General features: G+C 71.3%; 13 protein-coding genes. 3 read left to right on the forward strand and 10 right to left on the reverse strand.

Annotated features, from left to right (window positions below):
* Positions 1-20: 20 nt before the first annotated feature.
* The 5 genes from GA0070603_RS24175 to GA0070603_RS24195 all read right to left on the reverse strand — a co-directional run bounded on the left by GA0070603_RS24175 (position 21) and on the right by GA0070603_RS24195 (position 5,792).
* Positions 21-1,049 carry an ABC transporter ATP-binding protein gene (locus GA0070603_RS24175; RefSeq protein ID WP_091318232.1) on the reverse strand — a complete coding sequence of 343 codons (1,029 nt, stop codon included), beginning with the start codon at positions 1,047-1,049 and terminating at the stop codon, positions 21-23.
* Positions 1,033-2,070 carry an ABC transporter ATP-binding protein gene (locus GA0070603_RS24180; protein ID WP_091318234.1) on the reverse strand — a complete coding sequence of 346 codons (1,038 nt, stop codon included), beginning with the start codon at positions 2,068-2,070 and terminating at the stop codon, positions 1,033-1,035. Before GA0070603_RS24180 ends, GA0070603_RS24175 begins: the two co-directional genes overlap by 17 nt.
* 4 nt (positions 2,071-2,074) lie before the next feature.
* Positions 2,075-3,031: an ABC transporter permease gene (locus GA0070603_RS24185; protein WP_091318236.1), complete on the reverse strand. Its 957-nt coding sequence runs from the start codon at positions 3,029-3,031 to the stop codon at positions 2,075-2,077.
* A gap of 68 nt (positions 3,032-3,099) precedes the next feature.
* Positions 3,100-4,038: an ABC transporter permease gene (locus GA0070603_RS24190; RefSeq protein ID WP_091318238.1), complete on the reverse strand. Its 939-nt coding sequence runs from the start codon at positions 4,036-4,038 to the stop codon at positions 3,100-3,102.
* Positions 4,039-4,184: 146 nt separating this feature from the next.
* On the reverse strand, positions 4,185-5,792 hold the full coding sequence (locus tag GA0070603_RS24195; protein WP_091318240.1) for a peptide ABC transporter substrate-binding protein: 1,608 nt from the start codon (positions 5,790-5,792) through the stop codon (positions 4,185-4,187).
* A gap of 414 nt (positions 5,793-6,206) precedes the next feature.
* Between GA0070603_RS24195 and GA0070603_RS24200 the strand changes: the two genes are divergently transcribed.
* Positions 6,207-7,070, forward strand: a complete 864-nt coding sequence (locus GA0070603_RS24200; protein ID WP_091318243.1) for a bifunctional methylenetetrahydrofolate dehydrogenase/methenyltetrahydrofolate cyclohydrolase — start codon at positions 6,207-6,209, stop codon at positions 7,068-7,070.
* A gap of 100 nt (positions 7,071-7,170) precedes the next feature.
* Positions 7,171-8,121 (forward strand): malate dehydrogenase, encoded by a 951-nt coding sequence (gene mdh / locus GA0070603_RS24205; RefSeq protein ID WP_091318246.1) that lies wholly within the window; start codon positions 7,171-7,173, stop codon positions 8,119-8,121.
* Positions 8,122-8,254: 133 nt separating this feature from the next.
* On the opposite strand, the gene GA0070603_RS24210 is transcribed toward mdh, so the two are convergent.
* Positions 8,255-9,067 carry an MBL fold metallo-hydrolase gene (locus GA0070603_RS24210; protein WP_091318249.1) on the reverse strand — a complete coding sequence of 271 codons (813 nt, stop codon included), beginning with the start codon at positions 9,065-9,067 and terminating at the stop codon, positions 8,255-8,257.
* A 134-nt stretch (positions 9,068-9,201) separates the two neighbouring features.
* Here GA0070603_RS24210 and GA0070603_RS24215 point away from each other — a divergent pair, with 134 nt between their 5' ends.
* Positions 9,202-10,419 carry an NADP-dependent isocitrate dehydrogenase gene (locus GA0070603_RS24215; RefSeq protein ID WP_091318251.1) on the forward strand — a complete coding sequence of 406 codons (1,218 nt, stop codon included), beginning with the start codon at positions 9,202-9,204 and terminating at the stop codon, positions 10,417-10,419.
* A 260-nt stretch (positions 10,420-10,679) separates the two neighbouring features.
* Here the strand turns inward: GA0070603_RS24215 and galT are convergent, their stop codons facing one another.
* The 4 genes from galT to GA0070603_RS24235 all read right to left on the reverse strand — a co-directional run bounded on the left by galT (position 10,680) and on the right by GA0070603_RS24235 (position 14,916).
* A complete protein-coding gene (gene galT, locus GA0070603_RS24220) occupies positions 10,680-11,753 on the reverse strand; it encodes a galactose-1-phosphate uridylyltransferase (RefSeq protein WP_091318254.1) in 1,074 nt (357 codons plus the stop codon).
* Positions 11,750-12,538, reverse strand: coding sequence for a DeoR/GlpR family DNA-binding transcription regulator (locus tag GA0070603_RS24225; protein ID WP_091318256.1), 789 nt, complete (start codon positions 12,536-12,538; stop codon positions 11,750-11,752). Before GA0070603_RS24225 ends, galT begins: the two co-directional genes overlap by 4 nt.
* A 160-nt stretch (positions 12,539-12,698) precedes the next feature.
* Positions 12,699-14,228: an adenylyl-sulfate kinase gene (gene cysC / locus GA0070603_RS24230; RefSeq protein ID WP_091318258.1), complete on the reverse strand. Its 1,530-nt coding sequence runs from the start codon at positions 14,226-14,228 to the stop codon at positions 12,699-12,701.
* Between the two features lie 112 nt (positions 14,229-14,340).
* Complete coding sequence (locus GA0070603_RS24235) at positions 14,341-14,916, reverse strand: DM13 domain-containing protein (RefSeq protein WP_091318261.1); 576 nt, start codon at positions 14,914-14,916, stop codon at positions 14,341-14,343.
* Between the last annotated feature and the right edge of the window lie 95 nt (positions 14,917-15,011).

Genomic DNA, 15,011 nt, shown 5'->3' on the forward strand with positions numbered 1-15,011 from the left:
GGCCTCCGTCGTGCCGGGGCTCAGGCGCCGGGGCGTACCTCGGCGAAGTGGCAGGCCGACGGGTGCGGGTCCGCCGCGCGGCGCACCGTGTGCGGCTCCTGGGTGGCGCACACCTCCTGGGCCTTCCAGCAGCGGGTGCGGAACCGGCAGCCCGAGGGCGGGTCGGCCGGGCTGGGCACGTCGCCGGTCAGCCGGATGATGTTGCGGTCCTCGCGGGCGTCCGGGTCGGGCACCGGCACCGCGGAGAGCAGCGCCTGGGTGTACGGGTGGGTGGCCCGCTCGTAGATCTCCTCCTCGGTGCCGATCTCCACGATCTTGCCGAGGTACATGACGGCGACCCGGTCCGAGATGTGCCGGACCACCGACAGGTCGTGCGCGATGAAGATGTACGACAGCCCGAACTCGTCCTGGAGCTGCTCCAACAGGTTGATGACCTGGGCCTGGATGGAGACGTCCAGGGCGGAGACCGGCTCGTCGCAGACGATCACCTCGGGGCGCAGGGCCAGCGCCCGGGCGATGCCGATGCGCTGCCGCTGGCCGCCGGAGAACTGGTGCGGGTAGCGGTTGACGTGCTCGGGGTTGAGCCCGACCACGTCCAGCAACTCCTGCACCCGCTGCCGCTTGCTGCCCTTCGGCGCCGCGTCCGGGTGGATCTCGAACGGCTCGCCGATGATGTCGCCGACAGTCATCCGCGGGTTCAGCGAGGTGTACGGGTCCTGCATCACCATCTGCATGTTGCGGCGCAGCCGGCGCAGCTCCGACCCGGACGCCTTGAACAGGTCCCGACCCTCCAGGGTGGCCCGGCCGGAGGTGGGCGTCTCCAGCCGCATGAGCAGCCGGGCCAGTGTCGACTTGCCGCAGCCGGACTCGCCGACCACGCCGAGCGTCTCGCCGCGGCGCAGCTCGAAGCTGACCCCGTCGACCGCCTTGACGGCGCCGATCTGCTTCTGGAACAGCACGCCCCGGCTGATCGGGAAGTGCTTGACCAGGTTGTCGACCGAGAGGATCGTCTCGCCGCGCACCTTCGTCGGGCTAGCGGGCGCTGTCATCACGGACCTCCTGCGCGAAGTGGCACGCGCTGGTCCGGCCGTCGCCGAGGACCAGGTCGTGCGGCACCACGTCCACGCAGACCTGCTGCACGTACGGGCACCGGGGGTGGAACGGACAGCCGGAGGGGATCCGCATGAGGTTGGGCGGCAGCCCCTTGATCGTCGACAGCGCCTGGCCGCGGACATCCAGGCGTGGGATCGACTCCAGCAGCCCCTTGGTGTACGGGTGGGCCGGCGCCCGGTACAGCGAGCGCACGTGGGCGTGCTCGACGATCCGGCCGGCGTACATGACGGCGATCCGGTCCGCGACGCCGGCGACCACGCCGAGGTCGTGGGTGATCAGGATCATCGCCATGTTCAGGTCGCGGCGCAGGTCGGCCAGCAGGTCCATGATCTGGGCCTGCACGGTGACGTCGAGCGCCGTGGTGGGCTCGTCGGCGATCAGCACCTTCGGGTCCAGGGCCAGGGCCATGGCGATCATGACGCGCTGCCGCATGCCGCCGGAGAACTGGTGCGGGTAGTCGCCGAGCCGCTTCACCGCGGCCGGGATCTTCACGAGGTCCATCAGCTCGACGGCCCGCCGGCGGGCGTCGGCGCGGGACATCCCCTCGCGCTGGCGCAGTGTCTCGCCGATCTGCCAGCCGACCGGGAAGACCGGGTTCAGCGCGGAGAGCGCGTCCTGGAAGATCATGGCGATCTCCTTGCCGCGCACCTGCCGGCGCTGCTCCTCGGACTGGGTCAGCAGGTCCCGACCCTGGTAGAGGATCTGGCCGGAGGTGACGTGCGCCGGGGGAGTGTCCAGGATCCCCATGATCGTCTGGGCGGTCACGGACTTGCCGGAGCCGGACTCGCCGAGCACCGCCAGGGTCTCGCCCGCGTCGAGGTGGTACGTCACCCCGTTGATCACCTTGGCCACGCCCTCGCGGGTGCGGAACTCGACGTGCAGGTCCCGTACCTCGAGCAGGTGGCCGCCGGGCGGGGTGGGGGAGGCCGGCGTGGGCCGGACCGCGGACTGGGTCATGAGGTCACCGCAGCTTCGGGTCGAAGGCGTCGCGGATCGCGTCGCCCAGCATGATGAAGGCGAGCACGGTCAGCGCGAGGAAGGCCGAGGGGACGATCAGCGGGGTCGCCGCCTCCCGCATGTGGATGCGGCCCGTGTCGATGTCCTGGCCCCAGGAGATGGTCGGGGCCTTCAGGCCGATGCCGAGGAAACTCAGCGTCGCCTCGGCCGCGATGAACGAGCCGAGCGCGATGGTGAGCACCACGATCGCCGGGGCGAGCGCGTTCGGCAGGATGTGCCGCCACATGATCCGGCCGTTGCGGGCGCCGAGCATCCGGGCCGCGGAGACGTAGTCCTGCTCCTTGGCGGTGATCACCGAGGAGCGGATCACCCGGGCCGCGGTGGTCCAGCCGAGCACCGCCAGCACGAAGATCACCGCGAACAGTCGGACATTGTCGCTGCTGGTGCTCAGCCGCTTGAGCAGGACGATCGCGGCGAGCAGCAGCGGGATGCCGAGCACGATGTCGATCACGCGGGAGAGCACCGCGTCCACCCAGCCGCCGAAGTAGCCGGCGAGCATGCCGACAACCAGCGCGATCACGCCGGTGGCCAGCGCGGCGAGGGCACCTACGAGTAGCGACGCCCGGGTGCCGTAGACGGCCCGGGCGTAGACGTCGCAGCCCTGGAAGTCGTACCCGAAGACGGCCCCGCCGGACGGCCCGGCGTGCTGCCGGGAGAGCAGGCAGTCACGCGGGTCGTTGGCGGTGAACAGCGACGGCACGGCGGCCATCGCGGTGAACAGCACGACCAGGCCCAGGCTGATCCAGAAGATCGGGTTGCGGCGCAGGTCCCGCCAGGCGTCGCCGGCCAGGCTGCGCGCCCGCTGGGGTGCGCCGATCCGGCCGGGGGTGGCGGGCTCACCGGAGACACCCCGCCGCGCGGCCTGGTCCTCGGTCGACGCGACAGTCTCAAAGTCACTCATGCCCGCACCTCGCTCGGCTCGGCGCGGTCACGAGCGACCACACTGCGTTGTCGATTCGTTCGCTGCGCTCACTCATAGCGGATCCTCGGGTCGAGGACGGCGTAGAGCACGTCCACCACCAGGTTGGAGATCAGGTAGACCACGACGAGCACGCTGACGATGCCGACCACCAGCGGGCCGTCCTCGGTGCGGATGCCGCGGAACAGGTTGAAGCCGACGCCGGGGATGTTGAACACGCCCTCGGTGATGATCGCGCCGCTCATCAGGTTGCCCAGCTCGACGCCGAGGAAGGTGACCACCGGGATGAGCGAGTTGCGCAGCACGTGGACGCTGACGATCCGGCGCTTGACCAGGCCCTTCGACCGGGCCGTGCGGACGTAGTCGGCGCGCAGGTTCTCCGCCACCGAGGTGCGGGTCAGCCGCAGGGCGGTGGCCAGCGACAGCGAGCCGAGCACGATGCCGGGCAGCAGCAGCGCGTAGAAACTCGGTTGGGCCCCGGCGGTGGGCGGGAAGAGCTGCCACTTGACGCCGAGGAAGTACTGCGCGATCGGTGCCAGGACGATGGTCGGAATGCCCAGCACCAGCAGGGTGAGCACCAGCGTCGAGTTGTCGAAGATGCTGGCCCGGCGGATGCCGGCGATCACGCCGGCGGTGACGCCGAAGATGATGGCCACGGCCAGCGCGATGAGCGCCAGCCGCACGGTGACCGGCCAGGCCTGCTGAAGGATGTCGCCGATCTGCCGGCCGGTGAGCGACTGGCCCAGGTCGCCCTGGAGCAGGTTCTTGACGTAGTCGAGGTAACGGTAGAAGAAGCCGCCCACGCCGGTCTGGTCCAGGTGGTACTTCTGCGTCAGGTATGCCCGCTGGGCCGCCGTCACCGGCCGCTCCCCGGCGAGGGCCTGGATCGGGTCGCCCTGCCCGGCGAACATCAGCGCGTAGACGATCAGCGTGGTCCCGAAGAACGCGAGGACCATCTGCAGAAGGCGCCGCAGGATGAAGCGGAACATGCTTCCCAGTCTCTCTGGAAAAACGCAAATGGTGCGCTGGATGACATCTCTGGCGTACCGGAAGTTGGCGAGCCTGCCCTCCGGTCCGGACCTGCCACGTGCTCGGGCCACCCGGGTTGCCCCGGGTGGCCCGTGCCGCGGTCAGGTCAGCTGGCCGCCTCGATCTTGACGAGGTTGACCCGCTGGAACAGGTCCATCTGGACGTTCTTGACCTTGCTGGAGTGCCCGTACACGTTCTCGCCGAAGCGGAGCGGGATCACCGGCATGTCCTTGGCCAGGATGTCCTCGGCCTGCTGGTACTTCTTGATCGCCTCGGCCTGGGTCGGCGCGGCCGAGCCCTCCTTGACCAGGCGGTCGAACTCCGGGTTGCTGTAGCCGTAGTAGTTCGACGAACCGTTGGTGCTGTACAGCGGCCCGAGGTAGTCCTCCATGGACGGGTAGTCCATGACCCAGCCCATCCGGAACAGACCCACCGGCTGCTTCTTCTCGACCTTGGTCAGGAGGTCGGCGAACTTCGGCTCGGCCGAGCCGACGCAGTCGACGCCCAGGTTGGCCTTGAGCTGGTTGCAGGTCGCGTCGACCCAGTCCTTGTGACCGCCGTCCCCGTTGTAGGAGATGGTGATCTTCGACGGGCCGCCGGCGGCCTGGTAGAGCTTCTTGGCCTCGGCCGGGTTGAACTGACCCGCGGCGCCCGTGGTGTTGTCCCGGTAGCCCGGCAGGACCGGCGAGACGAACGAGCGGGCCGACTGCTGCGACCCCTTGAAGATCGACTTGGTGATCTCGTCACGGTCGATCGCCATCGAGATCGCCTTGCGCACGTCCGGGTTGCTGTAGTCCTTCTCGAAGGTGGGGAAGGCCAGGAACTGGAACGACGACATCGGGCTGGTCTGGTAGTTGTCGCCCAGGTCGGTCGGCGCGGTGCTCAGGTTCTCGGTCGGGATCGTCGGCAGCACGTCGAGGTTGTCCGACTGCAGGTCCGAGTACGCCGCGGTGAGCTGCTGGTAGACCCGGAACTCGACGTCCTTCACCTTGGGCTTCTCGCCCGGGTAGGCGTCGTAGCGCTCGACGTCGAGCTTGCTGTCGTGCTGCCAGGTGCCCTTCATCTTGAACGGGCCCTGGCCGATCGGCGCCTGCTCGTACGAGTCGTTGAGCACGCCCGGCGCGGAGAACGCGGCCTCCGGCAGCGGGTAGAACGCGGTGTAGCCGAGCATGGACTTGAAGTCGATGTACGGCTCGGCGAGCGTCACCTGGAAGGTCAGGTCGTCCACCTTCTTCAGGCCGGACATCGTCTTGGCCTTCGGCTTCTCGCCCTGCAGGTCCTGGTAGCCCGCGATCTTCTCGAAGAAGTAGCTGGCGCCCTGGCCGTTGGGCGCGTACGCGCCGTAGTTCCAGGCGTTGATGTAGTCGTCGGCCGTGACCTTCTCACCGTTGTGGAAGGTGAACCCGTCCTTGAGCTTGATCGTCCAGACCTTGTTGTTGTCGGACGGCGTCACCGACTGGGCCGCGACCTCGTACGGCTTGTTCTGCGCGTCGTAGTCGACGAGCGGGCTGAACAGGCCGGCGAGCACCTGCGAGCCGGACGTTTCGGTGGTGTTGGTCGGAACCAGGTGCTGCGGCTCAGAAATCTGGATACTGACCGCCGCATCCTGGGCGCTGCCGCTCGATCCGCCGTTCCCACCGCTGCCGCAGGCCGCCAGGCCCAGCGTCACCACGAGCGGGAGGGCGGTCCAGGCGGCGAGTCTACGAACACGCATGGACTCTCCTCATCTCCTCACGCTGCGCAGTCAGGCCCGGCGCTGGGTAACGCTGCGCAACGATCGGTAACGGTAGGTCGCGGTCGGCCCGGTCGACAACGAGTGCGTTGCGAAGCGATAACGGAACGTGCCGACACGGCTTGTCGGCGCCGGCCGGTTCTGGTAAGGCGCGAGCGGTTCAAGGGCTGCCACCATGGCCTTCCCGACCGCCGCGTTGTGCCGCCCCGGGCCCGTCGCCGTCACTTCCGGTGAGTCTGCGACCGCCGTCCTGGCCGTCCCGCCTGGCATCGGCCGTCCCGATCCGGCTGTGGCGCGATACACAGATGGTCACTCTCGGTGACTATCCCCACGTCACGGTTCGTCACCGTTCACCGTCGTCGGCCCCGCGGGCTCGGGGCGTGAGACGATCCAGTCGTGACGGCGACGATCCTGGACGGCAAGGCGACCGCGGCGGAGATCAAGGACGAGTTGCGGGCACGGGTCAAGGCGCTGGCGGAGCGCGGCATCACCCCCGGGCTGGGCACGGTCCTGGTCGGGGAGGACCCCGGCTCCCAGGCGTACGTCAACGGCAAGCACCGGGACTGCGCCGAGGTGGGCATCGCCTCGATCCGTCGGGAGCTGCCCGCCGACGCGACCCAGGAGCAGCTCGACGCGGTGCTCACCGAGCTGAACGCCGACCCGGGCTGCCACGGCTACATCGTCCAGCTGCCGCTCCCGGCCCACCTGGACACCCAGCGGGCGCTGGAGCTGATCGACCCGGACAAGGACGCCGACGGCCTGCACCCGGTCAACCTGGGCCGGCTCGTGCTCGGCTACGACGCCCCGCTGCCCTGCACCCCGCGCGGCATCGTCGAGCTGCTCCGCCGGCACGACGTGCCGCTGCGCGGGGCGAAGGTGGCGCTGGTCGGCCGGGGCAACACCGTCGGCCGCCCGCTCGGCCTGCTGCTCACCCGGCGCAGCGAGAACGCCACCGTGACGCTCTGCCACACCGGCACGCTCGACCTCGCCGCGCACACCCGGGAGGCCGACATCGTGATCGTCGCGGCCGGCGTGCCGGGCCTGCTCACCGCCGACATGGTCACCCCGGGCGCGACAGTGGTGGACGTCGGCATCACCCGCGTGATCGGGGCCGACGGCAAGGGCCGCTACACCGGCGACGTGGACCCGGAGGTCGCCGGGGTGGCCGGGAAGCTGGTGCCGATGCCGGGCGGCGTCGGCCCGATGACCCGGGCCATGCTGCTGACAAACGTCGTCGAGCGGGCCGAGCGGCAGCACTGAGTCGCCCAGGCACGTCATAACCGTCCGCCCCTGGCCCGATCGGTGCCAGGATGGCTGATACGGTCCGGAAAACCGACTGGTATCAGGGAGTGGGACGACCATGGGTAAGAAGGTCACTGTCGTCGGGGCCGGCTTCTACGGCTCCACCACCGCACAGCGCCTGGCCGAGTACGACGTCTTCGACACCGTCGTGATCACCGACATCGTGGAGGGCAAGCCGGCGGGTCTCGCGCTGGACCTCAACCAGTCGCGCGCCGTCGAGGGCTTCGAGACCAAGGTCGTCGGCGTCACCACCGGCCCGAACGGCGAGGGCTACGAGGCCATCGAGGGCTCGGACGTCGTCGTCATCACCGCCGGCCTGCCCCGCAAGCCGGGCATGAGCCGGATGGACCTGCTGGAGACCAACGCCAAGATCGTCCGCCAGGTCTCCGAGAACGTCGCCAAGTACGCCCCCAACGCCGTCGTCATCGTCGTCTCCAACCCGCTCGACGAGATGACCGCGCTGGCCCAGCTCGCCACCCAGTTCCCGAAGAACCGGGTGCTCGGCCAGGCCGGCATGCTCGACACCGCCCGGTTCACCAACTTCGTGGCCGAGGCGCTGAACGTGCCGGTGAAGTCGGTGAAGACCCTGACCCTGGGCTCGCACGGCGACACCATGGTCCCGGTCCCGTCGAAGAGCACCGTGAACGGCAAGCCGCTGCGCGAGTCCATGCCGGCCGAGCAGATCGAGGAGCTGGTCGTCAAGACCCGCAACGGTGGCGCCGAGGTCGTCGCGCTGCTGAAGACCGGCTCGGCGTACTACGCCCCGTCGGCCGCCGCCGCCCGGATGGCCAAGGCCGTCGCCGAGGACTCCGGCGAGGTCATGCCGGTCTGCGCCTGGGTCGACGGGCAGTACGGCATCTCCGGCGTCTACCTGGGCGTCGAGGCCGAGATCGGCGCCGAGGGCGTCAAGCGGGTCGTCGAGACCGACCTGGACGCCGACGAGCTGGCCGCCCTGAAGGAGGCCGCCGAGGCCGTCCGCGCCAAGCAGGCCGACGTAGCCAACATGTGACCCCAGAACCACCCCGGAGGGGCGGGCCGGCCAACGCCGACCCGCCCCTCCGCACATCCCGGCCCCACCCCCGGCCGGTTGATCATGAAGTTATTGCCACCCGCCTCGGCGTGTCGTGGCAATAACTTCATGATCACCGGGGCTGGGCGGGGGTGGGGTGGGGGTCACGGTGGGGGGTGAAGGGGTTGCCCAGGTGGGGGGTGGCCAGGGTTGCCGGGGTTACGGCGCGCAGCAGGCGGGTGCGGGTCGTTGCTGCCTGCGTCGGGTTTTCCTCGTGGGCGTAGGCCAGCGTCGGGTCGAGCAGTTGGAGGGTGTGCACCAGGAGGTCGCCGGTCACCAGGAGGCGGTCGGTGCCGTCGTCGACAAGCACGGACTGGTGGCCGGGGGTGTGGCCGGGCGTGCTCAGCACGCGTACCCCTGGGGACAGGGTCATGTCGCCGTCGACCACCCGGAGCTGGCCGGCGGCGCGCAACGGCCCCAGGAGCCGGGCCGGCAGTTCGGGGTGGAACAGCTCCAGCGCGGCCAGTTCGGCGCGCTGCACCAGGTGGTCCGCGTTCGGGAAGAGCGGGCCCGCCCAGCCGATGTGGTCGGTGTGCAGGTGGGTGAGCACCACGGTGCGGACGTCCGCCGGGTCGATGCCGGCGGCGGCCAGCTCGGCCGGCAGCCGGCCCGGCACCGGGGCCCAGCTCGCGGCGAGCGCGTCGGCCGGGCCGATCCCGGCGTCCACCAGGGTGACCGGCCCGTCCCCGGCTCGCAGCGCGAACGCGCGGAACGGCAGCCACCAGCGGCCGTCCGGGGTGACGCTGTCCGGGTCCCGCAGGTCGGCCTCGCGCCACTGCTCCACGGTGGCGTCCGGGAACGCCTCGGCGCGCGGCTGGAAGAAGGGACCCGCCCCGTCGACCAGGGCGGTGACCGTGATAGACCCGACCGTGTGAGTCAGCGGCATCCGGGAAGGATGTCACCGCGGCCCGTCCCGGGCGACCCCGTTTCCCGCGGGGTGAGGCCGGCTGGGGAGCCCCGGTCAGTTTCCAGTACGCTCGTACTGCTTGAGCACGTGTCCCCCGAGAGGAGCGCCGGCCGATGGCGAAGATCAAGGTAAACAACCCGGTCGTGGAGATCGACGGCGACGAGATGACCCGGATCATCTGGAAGCAGATCCGGGAGCAGCTGATCCTGCCGTACCTCGACGTCGACCTGCACTACTACGACCTGTCGATTGAGAACCGCGACGCGACCGACGACCAGGTCACCGTCGACGCCGCGAACGCCATCAAGGAGCACGGCGTCGGCGTCAAGTGCGCCACCATCACCCCGGACGAGGCCCGGGTGGAGGAGTTCGGCCTGAAGAAGATGTGGCGGTCGCCGAACGGCACCATCCGCAACATCCTGGGCGGCGTGGTCTTCCGCGAGCCGATCATCATGTCGAACGTGCCGCGGCTGGTCCCCGGCTGGACCAAGCCGATCGTCATCGGCCGGCACGCGCACGGTGACCAGTACAAGGCGACCGACTTCGTCGTTCCCGGCCCGGGCAAGGTGACGATCACCTACACCCCGGCCGACGGTGGCGCCCCGATGGAGATGGAGGTCGCCAACTTCCCGGGCGGCGGCATCGCCATGGGCATGTACAACTACGACGAGTCGATCCGGGACTTCGCCCGGGCCTCGTTCCGGTACGGCCTGGACCGCAAGTACCCGGTCTACCTGTCGACCAAGAACACCATCCTCAAGGCGTACGACGGCCGGTTCAAGGACCTGTTCGCCGAGGTGTTCGAGAACGAGTTCCGGTCGGAGTTCGAGGCCGCCGGCATCACGTACGAGCACCGGCTGATCGACGACATGGTCGCCGCCGCGCTCAAGTGGGAGGGCGGCTACGTCTGGGCCTGCAAGAACTACGACGGTGACGTGCAGTCCGACACCGTCGCGCAGGGCTTCGGCTCGCTGGGCCTGATGACCTCCGTCCTGCTCTCCCCGGACGGCCGCACCGTCGAGGCGGAGGCCGCGCACGGCACCGTCACCCGGCACTACCGGCAGTGGCAGAAGGGCGAGAAGACCTCGACCAACCCGATCGCCTCGATCTACGCCTGGACCCGGGGCCTGGCCCACCGGGGCAAGCTGGACAACACCCCGGCGGTCACCGAGTTCGCCAACACCCTGGAGCAGGTCATCGTGGAGACCGTCGAGGGCGGCCAGATGACCAAGGACCTCGCGCTGCTCATCTCGCGGGACGCCCCGTGGCTGACCACCGACGAGTTCATGAACGCGCTGGACGAGAACCTGGCCCGCAAGCTGTCGGCCTGACCGTCACGGTTCGCACCGGAGCCCCGCCGGCCTGGCCGGCGGGGCTCCGTCGTGTCGGCCGGTGGCGTCACCCGGGGCGGGCACGCCTCGTTGAACAGGGTGGACGTGATGCCAGTCCCGTCCAGGAAGGTTGACCGCGGTCGTCTCGCGCCTTGAGCGCCGATCAGCCAACCTTCCCGGCTGTCGCGCACAGCCAGCCGTCCCTTCCCTCGCGGGGGGCCCTGTCCCGGGCCCCCCGCGCCCTGTTGTGGGGCGGGCGGTCAGGCGGCGCGGAGCAGTTCCGCGGCCCGCTCGGGGGCGATGTCGTTGATGAAGACGCCCATCCCCGACTCGGAGCCGGCCAGGTACTTCAGCTTGTCCTTCGCGCGCCGGATGCTGAACAGCTGCAGGTGCAGGTGCCCCAGCTCCCGGTCGACGTGCACCGGCGCCTGGTGCCAGGCGGCGATGTACGGCATGGGCATGTCGAACAGCCCGTCGAAGCGGCGCAGCACGTCCAGGTAGAGCGGGCCGAAGGCGTCCCGCTCGGCGTCGTCCAGGGCGGGGATGTCCGGCACCGGGCGGTGCGGCGCCACGTGCACCTCGAACGGCCAGCGGGCCGCCGCCGGGACGTACGCCGTCCAGTGCTCGTTGCTCGCCACCACCCGGTCGCCGGCGGCGCGTTCGGCGGCGAGCACGTCGGCGTAGAGGTTGCCCCCGGTGCGCGCGAAGTGCCGGCGGGCGGCGGCCAGCATGGTGCGGGTCCGCGGCGTGACGAACGGGTACGCGTAGATCTGGCCGTGCGGGTGGTGCAGGGTCACGCCGATCTCCACGCCCCGGTTCTCGAACGGGAAGATCTGCTCGACGCCGGGCAGCTCGCTCAGCGCCGTGGTGCGGTCGGCCAGCGCGTCGAGCACGGTGCGCACCCGCGCCGGGGGCAGGCCCGCGAACGAGGCGTTGTGGTCGTCGGTGAAGCAGACCACCTCGCACTTGCCGCGCCCGGGCCGGACCGGGGTGAACGGGGTGATCTCGGCCGGCTCCTCGGCGACCCGCTGGCTGAGCGACGGGAACCGGTTCTCGAAGACGACCACGTCGTAGTCGGGGGCGGGGATCTCGCTGAGCCGGTCACTCCGGGAGGGGCAGAGCGGGCACTGGTCGGCCGGGGGGAGGAAGGTCCGGGTCTGCCGGTGGACCGCGACCGCCACCCACTCGTCGGTCAGCGGGTCGTACCGGAGCTGCGAGGCGTGTGGCGGCGGGGGCAGCTCCCGCCGGTCCGGCTGGTCACGGACCGCGTCGTCCCGCTCGTCGAAGTAGATCAACTCGCGGCCGTCGGCCAGCTCGATCTGCGTACGCTTCACTCCGCACCCTCCGTGCCCGCCACGATCACCAGCTCGCCCACCCTGTCCTCGAGTACCCGTCGCGCGTCCGGTGCCAACCGGTCGTCGGTGACCAGCACGTCCGCCGCGTCCAGGCCGACGATCGAGGAGATGCCGACCGTGCCCCACTTGGTGTGGTCGGCGAGCACCACGAGCCGGTCGGCGGCCGCCACCAGCGCCCGGTCGGTGTCCGCCTCCATGAGGTTGGGGGTGGTGAAGCCGGCGCGCTCACTGATCCCGTGCACGCCGAGGAAGAGCAGGTCCAGGTGGAGCGCGCCGATCGCGGCCACGGCCAGCGGGCCGACAAGGGCGTCCGAGGGGGTGCGCACCCCGCCGGTGAGCACCACGGTCTGGTCCGGCCGGCCGCCGACGTGCAGGATCTCGGCCACCGGCAGGGAGTTCGTCACCACGGTCAGGCCCGGGACGTCGGTAAGGCGGCGGGCCAGCTCGGCCGTGGTGGTGCCGGCGGAGAGCGCGATGGCCGCGCCGGGGCGTACGAGCTGCGCGGCCCGGTCGGCGATGGCCGCCTTCTCCCCGGACTGCCGCACCGACTTGGCCCGGAAGCCGGGCTCGTCGGTCGAGCCGGGCCCGGCCAGCGTCGCCCCGCCGTGCACCTTGGCGAGCAGGCCCTGCTCGTGCAGCGTCTCCAGGTCGCGCCGGATCGTCATGTCCGAGACGCCGAACTCGGCGGCCAGCTCGGTGACCCGGACGCCTCCGACGGCGCGGACCCGTTCCAGGATGACCGCCTGCCGCTGCCGTGCCAGCACCCGCCGTCACCTCCCGACTCCCGACCCCGTCTCCACGCGGTCGAACGCGTTCCAACAAAGACGAACACTACCGCGCAGCGGAGGACAACGGAAGCAGACGCGGAACCGCCGCCGTCCCGGGGAGCGGGGCGGCGGCGGCCGGTGGGTCGGTGGTGCGGGATCAGGCGGGCTGGAGGCGGGGCTCCACCCAGCCGGTCTCGGTGAGGTGTTCCATCACCCGCTGCACCGCCTCCTCGACGGTCATGTCCGTGGTGTCCACCACCAGGTCGGCGTCGGTCGGCTCCTCGTACGGGTCGTCGATCCCGGTCATCCCGGTGATCAGGCCGGCCCGGGCGCGCGCATACAGGCCCTTGCGGTCGCGCTGCTCGCAGACCTCCAGCGGCGTGGCCACGTGCACCAGCAGGAAGCCGGCACCGGCGGCCTGCGCCATCTCGCGGGCGGTGGCGCGGGCGGCCGCGTACGGGGCGATCGGGCAGCAGATGCCCACGCCCCGGTGCCGGGCGATCTCGGCGGCCACCCAGCCGATCCGGCGCACGTTGAGGTCGCGGTCGGCCTTGCTGAAGCCCAGCCCGGCCGAGAGCTCGCGGCGCACCACGTCGCCGTCGAGCAGGGTGATGGTCCGGTCGCCACCCTCGCGGAGCACGTCGGCCAGGCCGCGGGCGATCGTCGACTTGCCGGAGCCGGACAGGCCGGTCAGGAAGATCACCAGGCCGCGGTGCCGGCGCGGCGGGCGGGCCCGGGCCAGCTCCTTGGCCACCGCCGGCGGCGTGTGCCACTCGGGCAGCGGGAAGCCCCGGTCCAGCAGGTCGTCGATCTCCTCCTGGCTGAGCGCCAGCCGCCGGTTGCGCGGCGGGATGTCCTCCCGCCAGCGCCACTGCCCGTCCCGGTTGTCGTAGGCCAGTTCGCGGGGCACGAGCACCCGCAGGCCGGCCCCGGAGAGCATGCCCTCGGTGGAGAGCAGGTGGGTCACCCCGTACGCGGCGGCGACCCGCGCCCGCAGCAGCGCGTCGCTGATCTCGTCGCGTCGCTTCGCCAGCGGCACCGCCACCAGCGTGGCCGGGGGCATCCGGTCGCGGGCGGCGAACACGCTGCGCACCAGCGCCTCGGCCGGCAGCCCGCCGATCGCCTCCTCGCCCGCCGGGATCAGCACCAGCAGGTGCGCGCCGAGCGTGCGGGCGGCGTGCGCGATCTGCGCGAGCTGCGGCCGGTGCAGCGGACGGTCGGCGAAGACCCCCAGCACCCGCCCCGGGGGCAGCAGCCCCCGCACCTCGTCCGGGCTGCGCCGCAGCCGCTGGAACGGCCCGTGACCGCCGTCGCCCAGCCGGCGGACCGCCCCGCCCACCCCGGCCGTGCCCTCGCGGACCTGCCAGACGTCGGTCACGTCCATGGCGGCCACCGGGGCGCCCTCGCCGTCGGTGAGCACCAGCGCCCGGCGCAGCGGGTCGTCCAGCACCAGCCCGTCGGCCAGCGCGGCCGGCACCTGGAGCGTCACCGGCACCGGCCACGGCGTGCCGTCGGCGAGCCGCCCGCGCCGGCCCAGCGAGGCCAGGTCGGCCCGCGTCATGAAGCCCGTCAGCGGGGCGTACGCCCCGGTCAGCAGCAACTCCAGATCGGCCAGCTCAGCGGGCCTTGGCGCGTACGCCGGCGCGTCCCGCAAAACGTCCTCGGGCAGCACCCACCCGTTGCTCATCGAACCCCCAACTCACCGGCCGGCACACAGTTTCTCAGCCCACCGGCGATCGGTCGAGAGCGCCACTCCACCTCCCGGTCACCGGCCGGCAAACCGGCCGTCGCGGGGCGTGTCAGCCGGCGGCGGTGAGCGGGGCCGCGCCGAACGAGACGGCGAACCGCTCGCACCAGATCGAGACGCTGGTCAGCCCGGTGAAGTCGGTCCCGGCCGGTATCTCGTACGCCTGGTCGCCGCGGTTGCCCTTGAGCGGGCCGAGCGCCACGTGCCGGCCGTCGTCGAAGACGTGCCACCCGGACGGCCCGGTGCGAACGGGCTGGTCGGTCAGCCAGACCTGAAGATCCGGACCGTTCGAGGTGTCCAGCCCGACCAGTTCCAGCCGGTGCCGGCCGTCGGCGGTGCGGACGATCCGGGCCGCACCGCGGGTCTCGTGCTCGTGGCTGACGAAGTCGCCCCGGCTGACCAGCACCGGCCCGGTGGACGCGGGGGAGGCGGACGGCGTGGCGGCGGACGGCGTGGCGGCGCCGGGCGGGGGCGCCGGCTCGGCGGAGACCGCCGTGAGCTCCTCGTGCACCTCGGTGTCGGTGACCAGCCTCCACGGCTGGAACCAGTACAGGCCGGCGGCCGCGCCGGCGGCGAGGACGGCGACCGCGACCCAGGTCAGCGGCGCGCGTAGCAGGCGGATCGGCATGCGTCGAGTCTCCCGGCGCGGCGGCCCCCGGTCACCGGTCCGGCCGCTTACGGAAGCCTTACCGACCCGTCCGGGCGGAATCAGGGGCAACCCCG

The sequence above is a fragment of the Micromonospora chersina genome (genome assembly GCF_900091475.1).
GTDB classification, from domain to species: Bacteria; Actinomycetota; Actinomycetes; order Mycobacteriales; family Micromonosporaceae; genus Micromonospora; species Micromonospora chersina.

Coding starts and splice junctions, on each gene's coding strand:
- GA0070603_RS24175 (WP_091318232.1), bottom strand. CDS start 1,049: ATGACAGCGCCCGCTAGCCCGACGAAGGTGCGCGGCGAGACGATCCTC.
- GA0070603_RS24180 (WP_091318234.1), bottom strand. CDS start 2,070: ATGACCCAGTCCGCGGTCCGGCCCACGCCGGCCTCCCCCACCCCGCCC.
- GA0070603_RS24185 (WP_091318236.1), bottom strand. CDS start 3,031: ATGAGTGACTTTGAGACTGTCGCGTCGACCGAGGACCAGGCCGCGCGG.
- GA0070603_RS24190 (WP_091318238.1), bottom strand. CDS start 4,038: ATGTTCCGCTTCATCCTGCGGCGCCTTCTGCAGATGGTCCTCGCGTTC.
- GA0070603_RS24195 (WP_091318240.1), bottom strand. CDS start 5,792: ATGCGTGTTCGTAGACTCGCCGCCTGGACCGCCCTCCCGCTCGTGGTG.
- mdh (WP_091318246.1), top strand. CDS start 7,171: ATGGGTAAGAAGGTCACTGTCGTCGGGGCCGGCTTCTACGGCTCCACC.
- GA0070603_RS24210 (WP_091318249.1), bottom strand. CDS start 9,067: ATGCCGCTGACTCACACGGTCGGGTCTATCACGGTCACCGCCCTGGTC.
- GA0070603_RS24215 (WP_091318251.1), top strand. CDS start 9,202: ATGGCGAAGATCAAGGTAAACAACCCGGTCGTGGAGATCGACGGCGAC.
- cysC (WP_091318258.1), bottom strand. CDS start 14,228: ATGAGCAACGGGTGGGTGCTGCCCGAGGACGTTTTGCGGGACGCGCCG.
- GA0070603_RS24235 (WP_091318261.1), bottom strand. CDS start 14,916: ATGCCGATCCGCCTGCTACGCGCGCCGCTGACCTGGGTCGCGGTCGCC.